The sequence below is a fragment of the Paenibacillus pabuli NBRC 13638 genome, from assembly GCF_001514495.1.
Classification (GTDB): Bacteria; Bacillota; Bacilli; order Paenibacillales; family Paenibacillaceae; genus Paenibacillus; species Paenibacillus pabuli.
The window spans coordinates 81,987-101,713 of the sequence record NZ_BCNM01000020.1 but is presented as its reverse complement, the minus strand read 5'-3'; the positions used below and the strand labels follow the sequence as shown (position 1 = coordinate 101,713).

The 19,727-nt window shown below is 46.2% G+C and carries 16 protein-coding genes and 1 other RNA gene; 16 read left to right on the top strand and 1 reads right to left on the bottom strand.

Going from position 1 to position 19,727, the window contains the following annotated elements; all coding sequences use genetic code 11:
* Nucleotides 1-283 precede the first annotated feature (283 nt).
* The 16 genes from PPA03S_RS24230 (at nucleotide 284) to PPA03S_RS24155 (ending at nucleotide 18,318) form a co-directional block, all read left to right on the top strand.
* On the top strand, nucleotides 284-1,309 hold the full coding sequence (locus PPA03S_RS24230; protein ID WP_062326665.1) for a sugar-binding transcriptional regulator: 1,026 nt from the start codon (nucleotides 284-286) through the stop codon (nucleotides 1,307-1,309).
* Nucleotides 1,310-1,416: 107 nt separating this feature from the next.
* Nucleotides 1,417-2,424, top strand: a complete 1,008-nt coding sequence (gap, locus tag PPA03S_RS24225; protein ID WP_056695277.1) for a type I glyceraldehyde-3-phosphate dehydrogenase — start codon at nucleotides 1,417-1,419, stop codon at nucleotides 2,422-2,424.
* Nucleotides 2,425-2,573: 149 nt separating this feature from the next.
* Nucleotides 2,574-3,755: a phosphoglycerate kinase gene (locus PPA03S_RS24220; RefSeq protein WP_062326664.1), complete on the top strand. Its 1,182-nt coding sequence runs from the start codon at nucleotides 2,574-2,576 to the stop codon at nucleotides 3,753-3,755.
* Between the two features lie 33 nt (nucleotides 3,756-3,788).
* Nucleotides 3,789-4,541, top strand: coding sequence for a triose-phosphate isomerase (gene tpiA / locus PPA03S_RS24215; protein ID WP_062326663.1), 753 nt, complete (start codon nucleotides 3,789-3,791; stop codon nucleotides 4,539-4,541).
* Nucleotides 4,541-6,085, top strand: coding sequence for a 2,3-bisphosphoglycerate-independent phosphoglycerate mutase (gene gpmI, locus PPA03S_RS24210; protein ID WP_062326662.1), 1,545 nt, complete (start codon nucleotides 4,541-4,543; stop codon nucleotides 6,083-6,085). The genes tpiA and gpmI overlap by 1 nt, the downstream gene beginning before the upstream one ends.
* A 281-nt stretch (nucleotides 6,086-6,366) precedes the next feature.
* A complete protein-coding gene (eno, locus tag PPA03S_RS24205) occupies nucleotides 6,367-7,653 on the top strand; it encodes a phosphopyruvate hydratase (RefSeq protein ID WP_062326661.1) in 1,287 nt (428 codons plus the stop codon).
* Nucleotides 7,654-7,875: 222 nt separating this feature from the next.
* Entirely contained in the window at nucleotides 7,876-8,109 is a 234-nt protein-coding gene (gene secG, locus PPA03S_RS24200; protein WP_053782964.1) for a preprotein translocase subunit SecG, read from the top strand.
* Between the two features lie 526 nt (nucleotides 8,110-8,635).
* Complete coding sequence (gene rnr / locus PPA03S_RS24195) at nucleotides 8,636-11,416, top strand: ribonuclease R (RefSeq protein WP_062326658.1); 2,781 nt, start codon at nucleotides 8,636-8,638, stop codon at nucleotides 11,414-11,416.
* A gap of 180 nt (nucleotides 11,417-11,596) precedes the next feature.
* The gene (smpB, locus tag PPA03S_RS24190) at nucleotides 11,597-12,079 is read left to right on the top strand and encodes an SsrA-binding protein SmpB (RefSeq protein ID WP_062326656.1); all 483 of its coding nucleotides are present in this window, start codon (nucleotides 11,597-11,599) and stop codon (nucleotides 12,077-12,079) included.
* Between the two features lie 433 nt (nucleotides 12,080-12,512).
* Nucleotides 12,513-12,877, top strand: a transfer-messenger RNA (tmRNA) gene (gene ssrA, locus PPA03S_RS24185).
* 85 nt (nucleotides 12,878-12,962) lie between these two features.
* Nucleotides 12,963-13,160 (top strand): hypothetical protein, encoded by a 198-nt coding sequence (locus PPA03S_RS24180; protein ID WP_062326654.1) that lies wholly within the window; start codon nucleotides 12,963-12,965, stop codon nucleotides 13,158-13,160.
* Nucleotides 13,153-13,725 carry an ATPase gene (locus PPA03S_RS24175; RefSeq protein WP_062326652.1) on the top strand — a complete coding sequence of 191 codons (573 nt, stop codon included), beginning with the start codon at nucleotides 13,153-13,155 and terminating at the stop codon, nucleotides 13,723-13,725. The genes PPA03S_RS24180 and PPA03S_RS24175 overlap by 8 nt, the downstream gene beginning before the upstream one ends.
* A gap of 67 nt (nucleotides 13,726-13,792) precedes the next feature.
* Nucleotides 13,793-14,419, top strand: coding sequence for a polysaccharide deacetylase family protein (locus PPA03S_RS24170; RefSeq protein WP_062326650.1), 627 nt, complete (start codon nucleotides 13,793-13,795; stop codon nucleotides 14,417-14,419).
* Between the two features lie 153 nt (nucleotides 14,420-14,572).
* A complete protein-coding gene (locus PPA03S_RS24165) occupies nucleotides 14,573-15,826 on the top strand; it encodes a mechanosensitive ion channel family protein (protein WP_062326648.1) in 1,254 nt (417 codons plus the stop codon).
* 224 nt (nucleotides 15,827-16,050) lie between these two features.
* Nucleotides 16,051-17,295: a macrolide family glycosyltransferase gene (locus PPA03S_RS24160; RefSeq protein WP_062326646.1), complete on the top strand. Its 1,245-nt coding sequence runs from the start codon at nucleotides 16,051-16,053 to the stop codon at nucleotides 17,293-17,295.
* A gap of 168 nt (nucleotides 17,296-17,463) precedes the next feature.
* Nucleotides 17,464-18,318, top strand: coding sequence for an aldo/keto reductase (locus tag PPA03S_RS24155; RefSeq protein WP_062326644.1), 855 nt, complete (start codon nucleotides 17,464-17,466; stop codon nucleotides 18,316-18,318).
* Between the two features lie 170 nt (nucleotides 18,319-18,488).
* Here PPA03S_RS24155 and PPA03S_RS24150 read toward each other — a convergent pair whose 3' ends face one another.
* Nucleotides 18,489-19,640, bottom strand: coding sequence for a glycosyltransferase family 2 protein (locus tag PPA03S_RS24150; RefSeq protein ID WP_062326643.1), 1,152 nt, complete (start codon nucleotides 19,638-19,640; stop codon nucleotides 18,489-18,491).
* Nucleotides 19,641-19,727: the final 87 nt, after the last annotated feature.

The window sequence follows — 19,727 nt, the reverse complement described above, 5'->3', positions numbered from 1 at the left end:
GTTTTGGACATGCTATATGAAAAGTGAAATCAAGCAATATATAGACAGGATTTTTTCTTTTCTTCTATATATGGTATGCAGGAGGTTATCCTCAAATATAGGAGGCTGACATTGTGAAAATAGGCGCGTACAAATGCCTGAAACATGTCGAATTATCACTTTGAAACACTTGCATGTCGCGTCAGTTTTAGGTAGAATAGACGTGGGACTTAAAAAGTTAACCCGGGACGTTTTAGGGCCATGAAAGAGAGCTTGGAACGAGAAGCTTGCGGGAGTGGAAAGCATGCGAACGATTTTAGAAGTGCAAAAGCAGCTTCTGCCTGATCTCATGGATGTCTTGAAGAAGAGGTATACGATTCTGCAACAGATCATGTTATCGGATGTGATCGGACGTAGAACGTTGGCTAATTCCATGCAGATGACCGAGCGGGTTCTGAGGGCTGAGACCGATTTGTTAAAGGCTCAGGGACTTATTGAAATTGACAGTGCAGGGATGAAGATCAGTGAGGCAGGGCATGAATTGCTGCAGCAGTTGGAACCCGTCGCCAAAGAACTGTTCGGATTATCCGAACTGGAAGAACGCATCAAGCAAGCCTACGGTCTACAAAAGGTAGTGGTGGTTCCTGGCGATTCGGATGTTTCTCCATTTGCCAAACGGGAACTGGGCAGAGCCGGAGCGAAGGCTCTGAGTAATGTTATGAGTGATAACGATGTTGTCGCCGTTACTGGCGGTTCAACAACGGCTGAAGTCGCAGAGCAGCTGACTCCGCCAACATCGCTGAAAGGTGTCTGGTTCGTACCGGCACGCGGCGGGCTGGGAGAAAGTCTCGAAATCCAGGCCAATACGATCGCATCCACGATGGCAAAACGGGTAGGAGCACAATATAAACTCCTTCATGTACCGGATTTGCTTAGTGATCATGCTTATGAATCGCTCATCCAGGACCCGAGTGTTCAGGAGATTCTGCAGCTGATCCGTAAGTCGCGGATCGTCATTCATGGAATTGGTGATGCCGTAGAGATGGCACGGCGCCGCAAACTTGCAACAGAGATCATAGATGAACTTCAAGAGCAAGGGGCCGTATCTGAATCCTTCGGTTACTACTTTAATGATCAGGGTGAGGTGGTACATACCATGCTTACGCTGGGCATGCGACTCCAGGATATTGAACGAACCGATGTCGTAATTGGGATTGCAGGTGGCAAAAGCAAGGCTGCTGCCATACATTCTGTCCTGCGATTTGGTCAGGAAGATATTCTGATTATTGATGAGGCTGCTGCTGAAGTCATCGTCGCGGAAATGGAATAAGGTTTTATTTTGCACCACAACTATTGTTGTCTTGACGGACTTCACCGTCTGTCTTGAATATATAAGCTTCAACAAAAAATCAATCAAAACTTGGGAGGAACTTACTCATGATTAAAGTAGGTATTAACGGTTTTGGACGTATTGGTCGTTTGGCATTCCGCCGTATTCAAAATGTAGAGGGCATTGAAGTTGTAGCAATCAACGACTTGACTGATGCTAAAATGCTGGCTCATTTGCTCAAATATGATACAACTCAAGGTCGCTTCGATGGCGATGTTGAAGTACACGATGGCTTCTTCAAAGTGAACGGCAAAGAAGTTAAAGTATTGGCTAACCGTAACCCGGAAGAACTTCCTTGGGGCGACCTGGGCGTAGATATCGTTCTGGAATGTACTGGTTTCTTCACAACGAAAGAAGCAGCTGAGAAACACTTGAAAGGTGGAGCTAAGAAAGTTGTTATCTCCGCACCAGCTACTGGCGACATGAAAACCATCGTTTACAACGTAAACCATGAAATCCTCGACGGTACTGAAACTGTAATCTCCGGCGCATCTTGCACAACAAACTGCCTGGCACCTATGGCAAAAACATTGCAAGACAAATTCGGAATCGTTCAAGGTTTGATGACTACAATTCACGCTTACACTGGCGACCAAAACACATTGGATGCTCCACACCCTAAAGGTGACTTCCGTCGTGCTCGCGCAGCAGCTGAAAACATCATCCCTAACACAACTGGTGCTGCTAAAGCAATCGGTTTGGTTATTCCAGAACTGCAAGGCAAACTCGACGGTGCAGCTCAACGTGTACCAGTAGCTACTGGTTCCCTGACTGAGCTCGTAACTGTTCTGGGTAAAAAAGTTACTGCTGAAGAAGTTAACGCAGTAATGAAAGAAGCTTCCGATCCACAAACTTTCGGATACACAGAAGACGAAATCGTATCTTCCGATATCCAAGGTATCACTTTCGGTTCCCTGTTTGATGCAACTCAAACTAAAGTTCTGACTGTTGGCGACCAACAATTGGTTAAAACTGTAGCTTGGTATGACAATGAAATGTCCTACACTGCTCAACTGGTTCGCACTTTGGAGCACTTTGCAAAAATGATCAAGTAATATCTGCAATAACATAGAGCGGAAACAGATGCTATTGTTTCCGCTCTTTATATATCAATATTTTGCAAATTTCTCAAAAACACCAGGATTGACAAGGGATTTGGGCCCTTGATTGGTCCACCAAATACATGGGTGCGGAGGAAATACAAATGAACAAAAAAAGTGTACGCGATATCGAATTGACAGGAAAACGGGCTTTTGTCCGTGTAGATTTCAATGTGCCGCTCGAAGATGGTAAAATTACAGATGACAAACGTATTCGTGCAACGCTTCCTACGATCAACTACTTGATCGAAAAAGGCGCTAAAGTCATTCTTGCAAGCCACATGGGTCGTCCTAACGGCGAAGTGGTTGAATCCTTGCGTTTGACTCCAGCAGCTGAGCGTTTGTCTGAATTGCTTGGTAAAACAGTTGTTAAAGCGGATGATTCCGTTGGTGACGCTGTTAAAGCTCAAATCGCTGAACTGAACAACGGCGACGTATTGTTGCTTGAGAACGTTCGTTTCCACGCAGGCGAAGAGAAGAACGATCCGGAACTCGCAAAACAATTTGCTGAACTGGCTGACGTATTCGTTAACGATGCATTCGGCGCAGCTCACAGAGCACACGCTTCGACAGAAGGTATCGCTCACCTGTTGCCAGCAGTATCCGGTCTGTTGATGGAGAAAGAACTTGAAGTGTTGGGCAAAGCAATCTCCAACCCTGAGCGTCCTTTCACAGCAATCATCGGCGGTTCCAAAGTTAAAGACAAAATCGATGTGATCGACAACCTGTTGAACATTGCAGACAACGTAATCATCGGTGGTGGGTTGTCCTATACGTTCATGAAGGCTCAAGGCCACGAGGTAGGCCAATCCTTGTTGGACGAGTCAAAACTGGATGTAGCTCTGGGCTTCATCGAAAAAGCGAAAAAACTGGGTAAAAACTTCTACCTGCCAGTAGATATCGTCATTTCGGATGACTTCAGCGCTAACGCAAACACCAAAATCGTTGAAGTTGGCGACATTCCTGCGGATTGGGAAGGTATCGACATCGGTCCTAAAACACGTGAGATTTATGCTGACGTCGTTAAAAACTCCAAACTCGTAGTATGGAACGGACCAATGGGCGTATTTGAAATCGAGCCTTTCTCCCACGGTACTCGCGCAGTAGCTCAAGCTTGTGCTGAGACAGAAGCATACACCGTAATTGGTGGTGGTGACTCCGCAGCAGCAGCTGAGAAGTTCAAATTGGCTGACAAAATGGACCACATCTCTACAGGTGGCGGTGCATCACTCGAGTTCATGGAAGGCAAAGTGCTTCCTGGCGTAGTTGCATTGAACGACAAGTAAGCTTTAAGCTATAGCATGAAGGAGTTGAAAACCATGAGAACACCGATTATCGCAGGTAACTGGAAAATGTTCAAAACGGTTTCCGAATCCAATGACTTCATTCAGGAAGTTAAAGGAAAAGCGGAAGTTGAAGGCGTAGAGACTGTTATTTGCGCACCGTTTACGAATCTGCCATCCCTGGTAGAAGCCGTTAAAGGCACAAACATCAAAATTGGTGCCCAAAATCTCCATTTTGAAGACAATGGTGCATTCACAGGTGAAATCAGCGGCGTTATGCTGAAAGACCTGGGTGTGGATTATGTCATTATTGGTCACTCGGAGCGCCGTCAATACTTTGCGGAAACTGATGAGACTGTTAATAAAAAAACGCATGCAGCATTCCGTCATGGATTGACTCCAATCGTTTGTCTCGGTGAGACGCTTGAAGAGCGTGAAGCTGATCAAACGAAAGACGTGTGCAAAGTGCAAACGGAAGCTGCTTTTGCAGGTCTGTCCGCAGATCAAGCAGCACAAGTGGTTATCGCTTATGAACCAATCTGGGCGATTGGTACAGGCAAATCCTCCACATCTCAAGATGCGAATGAAGTTATTGCTTACATCCGCAGCCTGGTGAAGGATCTGTACGACCAGAAGGTAGCAGATGCAGTTCGTATTCAATACGGCGGCAGTGTTAAACCTGAGAACGTAACAGAATACCTCGGACAAAGCGACATCGACGGCGCGCTTGTTGGCGGTGCCAGCTTGCAGCCGGCTTCGTTCATCGCACTTGTTGAGGGGGCGAAGTAATGACAGCTCCAAAACCTGTAGCATTGATCATCATGGACGGCTTTGGTCTGCGCAACACGGTGGAAGGCAACGCGGTAGCGCAAGCCAAGAAACCGAACTATGACCGTTTTATGAGCCAATTCCCACACACAACACTCACTGCTTGCGGTGAAGCTGTAGGTTTGCCTGAAGGGCAAATGGGGAACTCTGAGGTAGGTCACCTGAACATTGGTGCCGGCCGGATCGTATATCAGGATTTGACTCGTATCTCCAAATCGATTCGTGACGGTGAGTTTTTCGATAATGAGACACTCGTTAAAGCTGTTCGCGAAGCAAAACAAAGCGGCAAAAAACTACACTTGTATGGTTTGTTGTCCGATGGCGGCGTACATAGTCACATCGACCACTTGTTCGCTATGCTGGATCTCGCCAAAAAAGAAGAAATGAATGATGTATACATTCATGCCTTCATGGATGGCCGTGATGTTATGCCAGATAGCGGTAAAGACTTCATGCAGAAGCTGATTGCCAAGATTGAGGAAGTTGGTGTGGGACAAATCGCCACGGTACAAGGTCGCTATTATGCGATGGACCGTGACAAACGTTGGGAACGTGTTGAGAAATCATATCGTGCCATCGTTTATGGTGATGGACCCAAATACACTGATCCACTCAAAGCGGTTGAAGAATCGTATGAAAAATCCGTATTTGACGAATTCGTTGAACCAACGGTTATCGTTAAAGCGGATGGCCAGCCGGTAGGTTTGGTGGAGAGCGGCGATTCCGTCATTTTCCTCAACTTCCGTCCTGACCGTGCGATCCAACTGTCGCAAGTTTTCACGAACCAGGATTTCCGTGGTTTCGACCGTGGTCCGAAGTTCCCCGTGGGCTTGCATTTCGTGTGCCTGACCTTGTTCAGTGAGACTGTTGAAGGTTATGTGGCGTATTCGCCTAAAAACCTCGACAACACGCTGGGTGAAGTTCTGGTACAGAACAATAAGAAACAATTGCGTATTGCAGAAACCGAGAAATACCCGCACGTAACCTTCTTCTTCAGCGGCGGCCGTGATGTTGAGCTTCCGGGCGAAACACGTGTGCTGATTAACTCACCAAAAGTTGCAACGTACGACTTGCAACCAGAGATGAGCGCGTATGAAGTAGCTGATGCATGTGTTCGCGAGATTGAAGCTGACAAACATGATGCTATCATTCTGAACTTCGCTAACCCTGATATGGTTGGACACTCCGGCATGCTGGAGCCTACGATTAAGGCAGTGGAAGTAACAGACGAATGCATGGGCCGTGTTGTGGATGCCGTTCTCGCTAAAGGCGGCGTTGTGCTGATTACTGCGGATCATGGTAACGCGGATATGGTGTTCGATGAGCAAGGGCGTCCGTTCACAGCTCACACAACGAACCCGGTTCCATTCATCGTTACAGATGCTAACGTTACCCTGCGTGAAGGCGGAATCCTCGCGGATATCGCTCCAACGATTCTTGACCTGATGCAATTGCCTAAACCGGAAGAAATGACAGGAACATCCGTCATCGCTACCCGTAAATAAGTTACGCAACCACATATATGAAATTGGGCAGTTTGGAGTTTACCCCCGAACGAAGGCAGCAGAAATAGTCTGAAGAAGCAACGCTAAAAGCTTTCTGAAAGAAAGCTGCATCGAAAGCATATGCTTCGCCTTTATCACATGATTCCAACTTATGAAAATAAGTTCAAGGAATCAGGGGATAACAGCGATCGGAAGACGATTCTGCTGACGCAGTGGATAAGGGTAAACCCAAGTGGTTCTAATTTTAAATAAAATTCCAAATTAAAAGGAGATTATCACTCATGACTATTATTTCTGACGTGTACGCTCGCGAAGTCCTCGACTCCCGCGGTAACCCTACAGTTGAAGTTGAAGTATACCTGGAGTCCGGCGCAATCGGACGCGCTATCGTACCATCCGGTGCATCCACTGGTGCCCACGAAGCTGTTGAGCTTCGCGATGGCGACAAATCCCGTTACCTGGGTAAAGGTGTTCTGCAAGCTGTTAAAAACGTAAACGAAACTATCGCTCCAGAAGTGATCGGTATGGACGCTTTGGATCAACTGGGTATCGACAAATTGATGATCGCTTTGGACGGTACGCCAAACAAAGGCAAATTGGGTGCCAACGCAATCCTGGCCGTATCCATGGCTGTAGCTCGCGCAGCTGCTGACGCTTTGGACCTGCCATTGTACGTTTACCTGGGCGGATTCAACGCTAAAGCACTGCCAGTACCAATGATGAACATCATCAACGGTGGTGAGCATGCTGACAACAACATCGACGTTCAAGAGTTCATGGTTCTTCCTGTTGGCGCACCAACGTTCAAAGAAGCTCTTCGCGTAGGCGCAGAAATCTTCCACAACCTGAAATCCGTACTGAGCTCCAAAGGCTTGAACACTGCTGTAGGTGACGAAGGCGGCTTTGCACCGAACCTTAGTTCGAACGAAGAAGCGATCACTACAATCATCGAAGCAATTGAAAAAGCAGGTTACAAACCAGGAGTTGACGTATTCCTGGGTATGGACGTAGCTTCCACTGAGTTCTACAAAGATGGTAAATACACACTTGCTGGCGAAGGTAAATCTTACACTTCCGCTGAGTATGTTGACCTTCTGGCTTCATGGGTTGAGAAATACCCAATCATCACAATCGAAGACGGTATGTCCGAAGACGACTGGGATGGTTGGAAATTGCTCACTGAGAAATTGGGAGACAAAGTACAACTCGTTGGTGACGATCTGTTCGTAACCAACACAGAGCGTCTGGAAAAAGGTATCAATGAAGGTATTGGTAACTCCATCCTGATCAAAGTGAACCAAATCGGTACATTGACTGAAACATTTGATGCGATCGAGATGGCTAAACGTGCAGGATACACTGCTGTAATCTCCCACCGTTCCGGTGAATCCGAAGACAGCACAATCGCTGACATTGCTGTTGCAACAAACGCAGGTCAAATCAAAACGGGTGCTCCTTCCCGTACAGACCGTATCGCGAAGTACAACCAATTGCTCCGCATCGAGGATCAACTGGGTGAACTGGCTCAATACAATGGTCTTAAAGGTTTCTACAACCTCAAAAAATAAGTTGTCTTACGACAACTCACGGGCAAGCCGGGTAACCGGCTTGTCTTTTTTGTTAAGTTCATTCATATCCATAACTTCAGTTTGAATCGGGTTGAAACGGAAGGCTTGATTCATCGAATTGTAGAGATGACACTACTTGTATCACATGCATAGCTGTGTTACAATTAAAGTAACTGTTTTTATGGTGAGATGTTATGCCCACATGGGTAGGAGGTGGAAAGAATGGATATTGCTTTGAAATTGCTGCTCGTGGTGTTTTCGATCGGTCTAATCACTGTAGTATTGCTGCAGCACGGGAAAAGCGCTGGTTTGGCGGGTGCCATCTCCGGTGGTGCGGAACATCTTTTCGGTAAAACGAAAGCGCGCGGACTGGATCTTTTCCTGCAACGTGCAACGGTTGTACTGGGTGCAGGATTCTTCATTTTGTCTATTGTAGTTACAGTGTTCTCCAAGTAAGAAATGGAATACGATGCATAACTAGATAGTTAAGAGCATGATGCTTGAATGATTAACCTTCGTTTCGAGAAGAAACGGAGGTTTTTTAATAAATTTATTCATGTCCAGTCTTTTCCAATGATCCACATGAACCAGATCTTCGATTTTTTCTCACTTCCATTCGGTGTCTTCCCACATATTCGCCCTGTTCTGGGCCGTTTCTTTTCTGTCTGTTCAGTAACGAACCATGATGTATGTTTGAGCCCTTAGATCTCAAAAATTTCTGATATGCAAGAGCTAACCAGATGAGAGCAAATCACATGTAGCATAAAATGCTGGTATGATGCATGAAAGCGCGATTATGCGAGGGACCACGCAGGCCTGGTTTATTTTGCAGGGGTACGGATGGGCCGGATTGAATTCGTGTATACTAGGGTATGAGATAGTGAGGCCTTCCGTTAAAGGCTTAAATATCTGCAAGGTAACCGATACATAGAGAGAGATGAGACAAGATTACACTTTTACGTTTCCCGAGGTGAATATATTAATGATAACTGAACAACAATTGCTCGATTTCATGCGGGAAACCGCCTATAAACCAATGACTTATCAGGAACTGGAACAGCACTTCGAGATTGAAGATGCGGCTGATTTTAAAGCCTTTTTGATTATGCTTAATACGCTGGAGGAATCCGGCAAAATTTTGTTGACCCGCAACAACCGCTACGGCATGCCAGAACGGATGGACTTGGTTCGCGGACGGTTACAAGCTCATGCGAAAGGCTTTGCTTTCCTCATCCCTGAGGATCGGGAGCACCCGGATGTGTACATTCATGCGAATGATATGAAAAGCGCTATGAATGGTGATACGGTGTTGGTTAAAGTGACTTCTCAAGGACCTTCCGGTGGACGTTTGGAGGGTGAGATTGTTCGCATTGTTACCCGTGCGGTCACACAGGTTGTTGGTGTCTTCCAAAGCCACGAAGTATACGGTTTCGTTATACCGGATGATAAGCGAATTAACCGGGATATTTTCATCCCGCGTACGAACTTTCATGGGGCTGTTGATGGGCAAAAGGTTGTGGCACGTATTGTCAGCTACCCGGAAGGGCGAGCTGCAGCTGAAGGTGAAGTGATCGAGATTCTCGGTCATAAGGATGAACCGGGCATTGATATTTTGTCTGTAATCCGGAAGCATCAACTGCCAGAAGCCTTCCCGGATGAAGTGGTGGAAGAAGCCGATAAAGCGCCAGATGCTATAACGGAAGAAGAAATCGTACAGCAGGGTCGCCGTGATCTGCGTGGGCTGAATATCGTTACGATCGATGGAGAAGACGCCAAGGATCTGGATGACGCCGTCAACGTGGAGAAGCTGCCAAACGGTAACTACCGTCTGGGCGTTCATATTGCCGATGTAGGCTATTACGTGCGGGAAAACTCCAAGCTTGATCAGGAAGCCTATAACCGTGGATGCAGTGTGTATCTGGTGGACCGGGTTATTCCGATGCTGCCGCAACGTTTGTCCAACGGGATCTGTAGTTTGAATCCGCAGGTAGACCGTCTGACCCTTTCTTGTGAGATGGAATTCAACGACCAGATGAAGGTTGTTAAACACGATATTTTCACAAGTGTAATCAAGACCAAAGAGCGGATGACATATTCCAACGTACGCAAAATTCTCGAAGGCGAAGAGCCTGAACTGTTGGAGCGTTACAAGGATCTGGTGGATGATTTCCACTTGATGAAAGAGATTGCCTTGAAACTTCGTGCGATGCGTATGCGCCGCGGTGCGGTTGACTTTGATTTTGAAGAATCCAAAATCATTGTGGATGAAGAATGCAAACCGGTGGACATCGTGAAACGGGAGCGTTCGATTGCGGAGCAAATCATTGAGGAATTCATGCTGGCAGCCAACGAAACGGTGGCAGAGCATTTCCACTGGTTGAAGGTTCCGTTCATCTATCGTGTGCATGAGGACCCAGATCAGGAAAAACTGCAAAATTTTCTCGCCTTTGCGGCGAATTTCGGACACCATGTCAAAGGACGTGGCAACGCCATTCATCCACGGGCCCTTCAATCCCTGCTTGAGGATATCAACGGAACGAAGGAACAGACCGTTATTAGTACGATGATGCTGCGTTCCATGAAACAGGCGAAGTATGATTCTGAAATGTCGGGTCACTTTGGCCTGGCGGCAGAGTTCTATAGTCACTTCACATCGCCAATCCGTCGTTATCCCGACCTCGTCATTCACCGTGTTATACGGGAAGTGATTGAGAACAATGGGGCTTTGCCTGAGAACCGTCAAGAGTATCTGGCTGCACGTATGGCCGATATTGCACAGCAATCTTCGGAACGTGAACGTGTGGCGGTTGAAGCTGAGCGGGATACGGAGAAAATGAAGAAAGCGGAGTACATGCTCGATAAAGTCGGCGAAGAGTTTGAAGGCATGATCAGCAGTGTAACCAGCTTCGGTATGTTCATTGAACTGGAGAACACCGTAGAAGGTCTGATTCGCCTGAGTGCACTCACGGACGACTATTACCATTTTGACGATCAACATATGGCTCTGATTGGCGAACGTACCTCCAAGGTCTTCCGCATCGGTGATGAGGTAAAGATTCGTGTGGCGCGTGTGAGCATGGAAGAGTACACGATTGACTTTGAAATGGTCGACATGAAACCTCGCGGCGAGCGCCCAGGCGGCTTTGGTGGCGGACGTGGCGGTAAAGGTGGACGTCCTGCTGGTGGCGGCGGAGGACGCGGTGGCGCGAAGAGTGGTTCCGGTGGATTCAGTGGCTCGCGTGGTGGTAAAGGCGCCCCAACTGGTGCTGGAGGCAGCCGTGGTGGCAGATCAGCCGATGAGAGCAGTAAAGGCGGCCGTGGCGGGCGTAGCGGAGCTTCGAACACAGCAGGAAGCGCAGGCAGCAAAGTTGGCGGTAAACCGAGAGGTGAGCGTCGTGCTGGAGATGCCGGCGGATCAGGTGGTCGGAGCAAGGGAGCGGTAAGCTTTGGCTTTGGCTCTGGCAAAGGCGGTTATAGTTCTACAGCGGGTGGCCAGGAAGGCACTTCGGCTGGTGGACAAGGGAATGGTCTAAACAGCGGCAGCAGCCGCGGTGAAGGAAGCTTCAAATCCGGTAAAGGCGGGGGTAAAGGTGGCAAAGGCGGTAGTGGGCGCAAAAACACCTCACCTAGCGGTGTGTTTATCGGAGAAGGAGCTACACCAGGCGGTGTTCAGGAAGGCGGAGCGCCACGCCGTAAGCGCAAGAAAAATAAAGGTGCATCTGCCAACGGAACGGCGGCTTTTGTACGGAAGAAGAAAAAGTAATTGCGTTTCGCTAAGCATGAAATGAGTGTAATGAGAAGGGGCGGCGCAGACCGCCTCTTTCTTGATTTTAACAGCGGTCCTTGCTACAATTAAGGTCTGGTATGTGGTGCCAAAAGAAATATGTGGTACGCTGCTGTAGAGCATGGGTACCGGCTTATTTTACGGAGAAGGAGTGAGGACATGGGCAAGAGTGATGGACAGAGTAAAGTGCTTGCACAGAATAAAAAGGCTTCCCATGACTACTTCATTGAAGATACGTATGAAGCGGGCATGGTGCTTACCGGAACGGAGATTAAATCTCTTCGTAACGGCCGTGCGAATATTGGTGATGCATTTGCCACGATTCGGAACGGTGAGATTCATATTCATAATATGCATATTAGTCCTTTTGAACAAGGGAACCGTCATAATCCAATTGATCCAACACGTACACGCAAACTGTTGATGCATAAAGTACAGATCCACAAGCTGCTTGGTCTGTCGAAGCAGGACGGATACAGCATAGTGCCGTTGAAGATCTATATTCGTAACGGCTATGCGAAGCTGCTGCTTGGACTGGGTAAAGGTAAGAAGCAGTACGATAAACGGGAGTCTGCAGCAAAACGCGACGCACAACGTGATATTCAACGGGTACTGCGCGAGAAGCAGAAGGTTGCTCGTTGATTGGGAATGCTATGTGTTGATTGGCGTATGGTAAGTTAGTTAGTGATAAGCTCTCATGTTGAAATAAGGATCTCAAGGTTTGCCTGATGGCTCGTAGTTTGTACGAATCGTGGGTAAAATAGTTAAGAAAAGCTGTTCATGCTCATGGATTTTCAGTACTTAGGTACTCAACTTTACTTCCCTGGAGGGAAGCGTTATAATATGTAGACGATTGAGTCAGCTGTTGTACTGGTTAAATTTGCACAGTTGCTCAGCCTGCTGGAACGTCTTCCAGCAATCTGTACTATATCGGTGATTGGTCCTGTGTTATGATGTTCTTGTAGCAAGCAGGAATGCCGAGTTTGAAAGAAGCATCTTTTTACCTTGGAGGAAAAAGATGTGCAGCACCTTTGCTCCGTGTTCACGGATTAATCCTGGAGCCCTTCTTATATGAGGGGGCGTTTATGGATTCGACGGGGATAGTTCGAGCATGGGTAGCGGGTAGTGGGGACGCGTCCACTTCATCAACGCTAAAGCCTATTAAACGGCAAACAACAAACAAACTACGCTTTCGCAGCCTAAGAAACTGTGTGCGTGCTTCTAACCTGCATCGCCCATGTGACAGGATTAGGGGCTAACAAGTAGTGGGATACGCTGTCACATCTCCGCCTGGGGTGTGCTGAAGAAGACAATCAGGCTGACCCAACGTATAGCCGGTTACGGGGCGATACTCGGGTGACATCAAAACTGTGACTACACCCGTAGAAGCTTATGTGTCGTTATCTTCGGACAGGGGTTCGACTCCCCTCGCCTCCATTAGAGTAAAAACCACCAACCAGGACACTGGCTGGTGGTTTTTCAGTTTATGATATAATAGATATAAATTTAGATTGGGGGACTCTAGGTGTTTAATAATCGAGAACAGCTCCAAGAAATTTTAAAAAAAGCAAATCAACATGCACGGAAGCAAGCTAAAGAATCAGGTGCCTCTATTTATTATATGAAGAATAACAAACGCGTTCGTGAGGATGCTGAAGGTAAAAAATTCGAAATTATATTCGATGCTACTGGGAAACGCCAGGAGTTTGAGTATCATGAGTGAAACCAAACCAGTCATGACTGTGTTTGCTGGAACCAATGGAGCAGGGAAAAGTACACTTAGCATGCAGATGAGAGAGTGGCTTGGTGAACTGGTTGATCCTGATCAGATTGCAAGGGAATTAAAGCCAGAGGATCCTCGTAGTGCTGACCTTTCTGCTGGAAGGGAAGCTGTGAAAAGAATCCGATCACTCATAAAAAGTGGTGAGAACTTTGCTATTGAAACAACATTATCTGGATCATTTGTTTTGAAACATATGCAAATTGCTAAGGAACACCATTATGAGATTGTCGTATACTATATCGGCCTTGAGGACGTTCAAATGCATATAGACCGTGTTGCATCCCGTGTCGAACAAGGTGGACATTGGATTGCAGAGGACGATATTCGTTTTCGATATGGTCAGTCATTGCAGAACCTTAAACCAGCTCTAGCAATTGCAGATCAGGTTATCATCATTGATAATACATACGAGCCTTTAATAGTAGCGGAAATCATGCGGAGTAACTTGATCTATTGTGTGGAGTCAATACCTGCTTGGTCTAATCCTGTTCTCGTTGGATACTAATTACTCAAGTGCATGGAATAATGAGGATATCATAGCCGAGCTGTAATGGAGAGGAGATCGTGGTTTCATGGTCAACATATCGTTAATAGAGCAGGTTTCTATCCGGGAAAAGGCCGTGGCCTTCACGTTTGATGATGGACCACATCCTGTATATACGCTTCAATTGCTTGAGATTTTCCGTAATGTGGGTGGGCGGGCGACTTTTTTTATGATTGGCAAGGAAGTGGAAGAATACCCGGGAATAGCAGCTGAGGTGCAACGTGAAGGGCATGAGATTGCTAATCACACCTATACTCATCCGGATCTAACCAAGCTGACGCTGGAGCAAGCCGGAGAGGAACTGCAACGTGCGGAAATCCTCATCCGGGAGGTGACGGGGGAACCTACGAAGTGTTTCAGACCACCGTATTTTGGCGTGAATGATGACATTCTATATCTGGCTGCAGAGCGGGGATATCGATCAATTGGTGCGGTCAATGGCGGTGCGAAGGATTGGGACAACCCCGGTGTCGATCACATTCTGGAACATACCCGGTCTACGGTGAAGCCTGGCAGCGTTCTCCTGTTCCATGACGGATACGGGGATCGCTCCCAGACCGTGGAGGCTATTCGTGTGTTGGTCGAGGAACTGGCCGCAGCGGGGTACCGTTTCGTAACGGTAAGCGAATTGTTGGCAAACTCCAGTGATGTTTGACGAAACGAAACGGAACGGAACGTGCTGGCCCTTCATTCTTTAGAATGGTAGGGCCCTTTTTGGGTAGATTAAAGGACTTTTTTTGAAATTTTACTTCGTACTAGAATCTAATCTATAATAATAGGCTAATATAAACTGCGTCAGGAGGATACAATGGACTTTATCAAACATCAACTAGACGGAACGGGCATGAGTGAACAAACCATTGGATATCTTGCGAATATGATCATGGTGGTATTTATCGCTGTGGTCTCCATACTGGCCAATTTTATAGCCAAGAAAATCGTATTGAAGATTATTATCCAAATCATCAACAACAATCGGTACACGTGGGATAAAATCATTGTGGAGAAAAAAGTGTTCCACAAGCTCTCGCATCTCGTACCTGCGATCATCATCTACTATTCAGCGTATATCTTTCCGTCCTATCAAGCCTTGATTGAAAAAGCAGCGTTAACGTATATGATCGTCATAACCATCACGGTATTAAATGCGCTGCTCAATGCCTTTGACACCATATATCGTTCCTATGAAGTCTCCAAAATCAGACCCATTAAGGGATATATTCAGGTGGCCAAAATCGTTCTTTTTATCATTGGGGGTATTATCGTCATCTCTAGCCTTATCGGTCAGAATCCGTTGATTATTCTCAGTGGGCTTGGCGCTTTATCCGCTGTTCTGATGCTCGTCTTCAAGGATTCCATATTGGGACTGGTGGCAGGCGTGCAACTATCATCGAATGACATGGTGCGTGTAGGTGACTGGATTGAAATGCCCAAGTATAATGCAGACGGCGATGTCATCGATATTACATTAAACACAGTGAAGGTTATGAATTTCGATAAAACGATCACGATGATTCCTAGCTATGCCCTCATCTCGGATTCATTCAAAAATTGGAGAGGCATGCAGGTATCCGGCGGCAGAAGGATTAAGCGAAGCGTCTATATTGATACAAGCAGTATAAGCTTTTGCACCAAGGAAATGATTGGGGAATTTCAGAAGATTCACTATCTTTCAGACTATCTTGAGTCAAAATTAAATGAAATTAACGAATACAACATGGAACACCACATTAATACGGAAAGCATTGTGAACGGTAGACAGCTTACGAATGTGGGTGTATTCAGGGAATATATCCATCAATATCTGAGAAATCATCCGAAAATTCATAAGGATATGACGTTGATCGTGAGACAGTTGGCGCCGGGAGATAACGGACTACCACTTGAAATCTATGCATTTAGCAATGATATCACCTGGGGTGTGTATGAATCGGTTCAAGCGGATATTTTTGACCACATCTTTGCCGTCGCGCCGACATTTGGCCTTCGTGCCTTCCAAAATCCAACAGGACATGATATCGTGCAGCTCAAAGAAACCCCCCAATATTCGAGAGGGTATTAAGATATGTAATGTAACTGATCCAAATGAATATGAACAGAGGAAGCACCGTACAGGTGCTTTTTTTTGTTTAAAAAGTGACATATATACCATTTACAAAAATGGAAATAATTAATAGTATATTCATATGGGCATGATTTCCAGTTCCTATTGTACATGTATCATCTAGAAGTTAGAAATACAATGTCCCGCTTTGAAGATTGGAAAATTTAATGGAGGTGAATGTTGTGGCACGTGTATTAGTTGTAATGATACCTGCAGAAGGACATATCAATCCGTCGCTCGGGGTAATCAAGGAACTGGTTGAGAACGGGGATGAAGTCGTCTACTGTTGCACGGAAAAATACCGGATGAAGATTGAAGCGTTAGGCGCACAGTTTAAAGCGTACTCCTTCAACGAGGCAACCCTGCTTAACAACCCAGATCTGAAGCCATTTGAACTCAAGCACCCTTATCAATTTTTATATATGGTTTTGAAAAAAATTGTTCAACGATTTATTCCGGATGTTCTGAATCTGATTGAAAATGAAACCTACGATTATTTAATTTTTGACTCCTTAATAGGTTGGGGAGGGCAAATTTTAGGCGAAAAGCTGGGTATACCAACGGTATGCTCAACCACCACTTTTGTTTTTGTGGAGCCTCTCGGATTCGATAATCAACTGAAGGATGACGATGAGGAGGTCAAGGAGCTGCATAACGGAATCATGGAGATGTCCCAGCAAATAGCTTCCCAGTTCAATGTGGCTGTGCCTTCTCTGGCGGAACTTTCAGGACATTCAGGGCAATTGAAGATTGTCTATACAAGTCGTTATTTTCAACCCATGGGGGACAAGCTGGACGACAGCTTTGTATTCACCGGCCCATCTATTACACCTCGCAAGGATGCACCATCTTTTTCAAGCGAATCTCTGCATGCTCTATATAAACAGGCAGTTTATATTTCGATGGGAACCATTTTAAATAAGGATCTTGATTTTTATAAGCTTTGCTTTACGGCTTTTCATGATCTGCCTGTGCAGTTTATACTGTCTTCGGGGAAGGATACTGATATAGAACCCATTGCAGATCTCATTCCTGAAAATTTCATCATCAGACCCTATCTCCCGCAATTGGAAGTGCTGCAGCATGTAGATGTTTTTCTGACACATGCAGGTATGAATAGTGCAAGCGAAGCTTTATATTACAATGTACCGTTGGTTATGCTCCCGTTAACTTCAGACCAGCCGCGTGTAGCAGGCCGGGTGCAGGAGCTCGGAGCAGGGGTCATTGTGGATAAAAATAACCTTACAGCCGACGTACTAAGAAACGCGGTATTAGAAGTGCTTGGTAACGCCTCCTATAAGGAACAGGCAGAGGTTATTGGGAGAACGCTTCGCGAAGCTGGCGGATACAAGCAGGCTGCTAGGGCGATTAAGGATTTTATGGGCAAGCAGCCGTTATCGGCCACAACCATCTCTTCGCTTGAATGAAGAGGGGACTCCATCCAATAGAACTAGATGAGAAAGCCACTATCCCTTCAAACGGGTTGGTGGCTCTTCTATTTGATTCAACCGCGTAGGGAGGGGTAGAATAAACGAGAGAGCATATCACCTTTTCCATATCGTTTTAGTATATCTTTCGTAAAGGAGAGTTTTCAGATGACTCATACAATCCCGGAATATACGTTGAATGATGGTTTAAAAGTACCAGCCATTGGCTTTGGTACCTATAGCTTAAAAGGGGAAGAAGGTGTTAAATCCATAGCATCCGCGATGGATGCAGGTTACCGACTGATTGACACAGCGTATAACTATGAGAACGAGGCGACTGTCGGAAAGGCGATCAAGCAGAGCTCGGTTTCCAGAGAAGAGCTGCTGATTTCGTCCAAACTGCCAGGGCGTTACCATGCTTTTGAGAAGGCGATTGTAGCCATCCAGGAATCCCTGTACAGAGCAGATCTGGATTATTATGATCTCTATCTGATTCACTGGCCGAATCCCAAGCAGGATATGTATGTGGAAGCTTGGCAGGCACTTATAGAGGCCAAAAAACGCGGATATATCCGTTCCATCGGGGTTAGCAATTTCCTTCCAGAACATAATGACCGCCTGATTAAGGAGACGGGAGTAGCGCCAAGTCTGAATCAGATTGAGCTTCATCCATTCTTTGACCAGGCTGATCAGCGGGAGAAGGACGCGCAGCATGGTATAGTTAACGAATCGTGGAGTCCGATTGGGCGTGGCAATGATGCTGTACAGGATATCGTAAAAGATGAAAAGATCCTTCGTATTGCCGAAGCTCATGGCAAAACGGGTACCCAGGTTATTTTACGCTGGCATACCCAGCTCGGGTCAATTCCTATTCCTAAAGCAGGCTCTCTTCAACACCAGCAAGAGAATATCGATATTTTCGATTTCGAGCTGAGTGAGAAGGAGATGGAAGTCATTTCTTCTTATAATCGTAAGGATGGACGGTTGTGGAATCAGGACCCGAGTGAATACGAAGAGTTTTAAATTGCTGAAATTGTAAACGTGCGACTCACCGTAGGGTGAGGAAGACGTGCATGAAGGAAACGAAGCCTCCTATTCTACAAAAGATGTAGATAGGGGGCTTTTTTGTTGTATTAAATAAGCGAAAGCAATGGGAACAAGAGTAGTATGGGCGTAGTTATGGATACAGCTAACTACTCCACCAGTTTCTCAGACCTCTGCGCCATATCCTGTAAAACGCGTGCCACCTTACTTTTTCTGCCTTTTGCTTTTCTCTGTATTCTTGCGAGAGATTTTTTATATGCTTCCACATCTGTTTGGAGCGCGAAGTGTTTGGCAGCAATCCGTAATGTTTTTTTTAACAATCTTGCGGAAGAGCGTGTTGTTCTAGACCGGAAGCCTTTGCGCAAAATACGCAGCGTTTTTTTGTAGGTTTCGAGGTCAGCTGAAGGTGGTACAACGCAGAATAAATTGAGTGCGGAATCATTGAATCCATAGGTTTCGAGCATGATTCTCAGATTCTCTGTATTGAGCACTTCCCCTCGGAAATGGGTAGGGTGTTCTTGGTGATAACCTATGACTTCCTTCATACAGTAGAAAGGCACTTTCAAACGATGCAGCCTGTAGCCCAGATCCCAGTCTTCAAGCCCGTAGAGTACAAACCGTTCATTGAAACCTCCAACTCGATTCAGAAGGCTTCGGCGGATGGATACACAACGAGTGACAAGCAGCATCCATGGGGCCACATCGGTGCTGGCAAATTGCTTGATGACACCAGGCGGTATTTTGGAAGGGAAAATCACTTTGGACAATGTATCTGTCTGATGAATGATATCTTCCGGTGTGACCAGTGGAACAATTTCATTCGCTGCGTCCAATTCAGGACGCCATAAGTTTGAAGGGGTAAGGATCGAACGGCAATGTTCTTTTTCCGATGGCGAGAAGTCTGGATAGTAGTGGGTATAACCATCGGCAAAGGAATGTGGAAAACCAGAAACGACGGCTCTGGGATTTTTACGATGATATTGACGCACTGTTCGGATAAATTCGGGTAATGCCAGAAAGTCAGCATCACAGAAGATAACATATAGCCCTTTGGCATGCTGAAGCCCCAAATTCCGAATCGCTGATCTGCCACGCTGCTCCGTTTGCGATACGTAGGTCAAAGGATATGAAGACTGGAATGCCTGGATCTGTTCTTTCGTTCCATCAGTGGAACCGTCATCAGCTACGATGACTTCGAAAAGGTGCTTCGGGTAGGTTTGTGTCTCTAAGGCTGCCAGAGTAAGCGATAACTGATGGGCACGGTTATAGGTCGGGATAATGATGCTGTAGCGGACCGCCATTCCTGTTTCCTCCTTTACGTGGTTGGACGCTCCTTATGAAAGAACACGTTCAAGTAAGAAGTGATATTAGTTTATTCCATATATGTC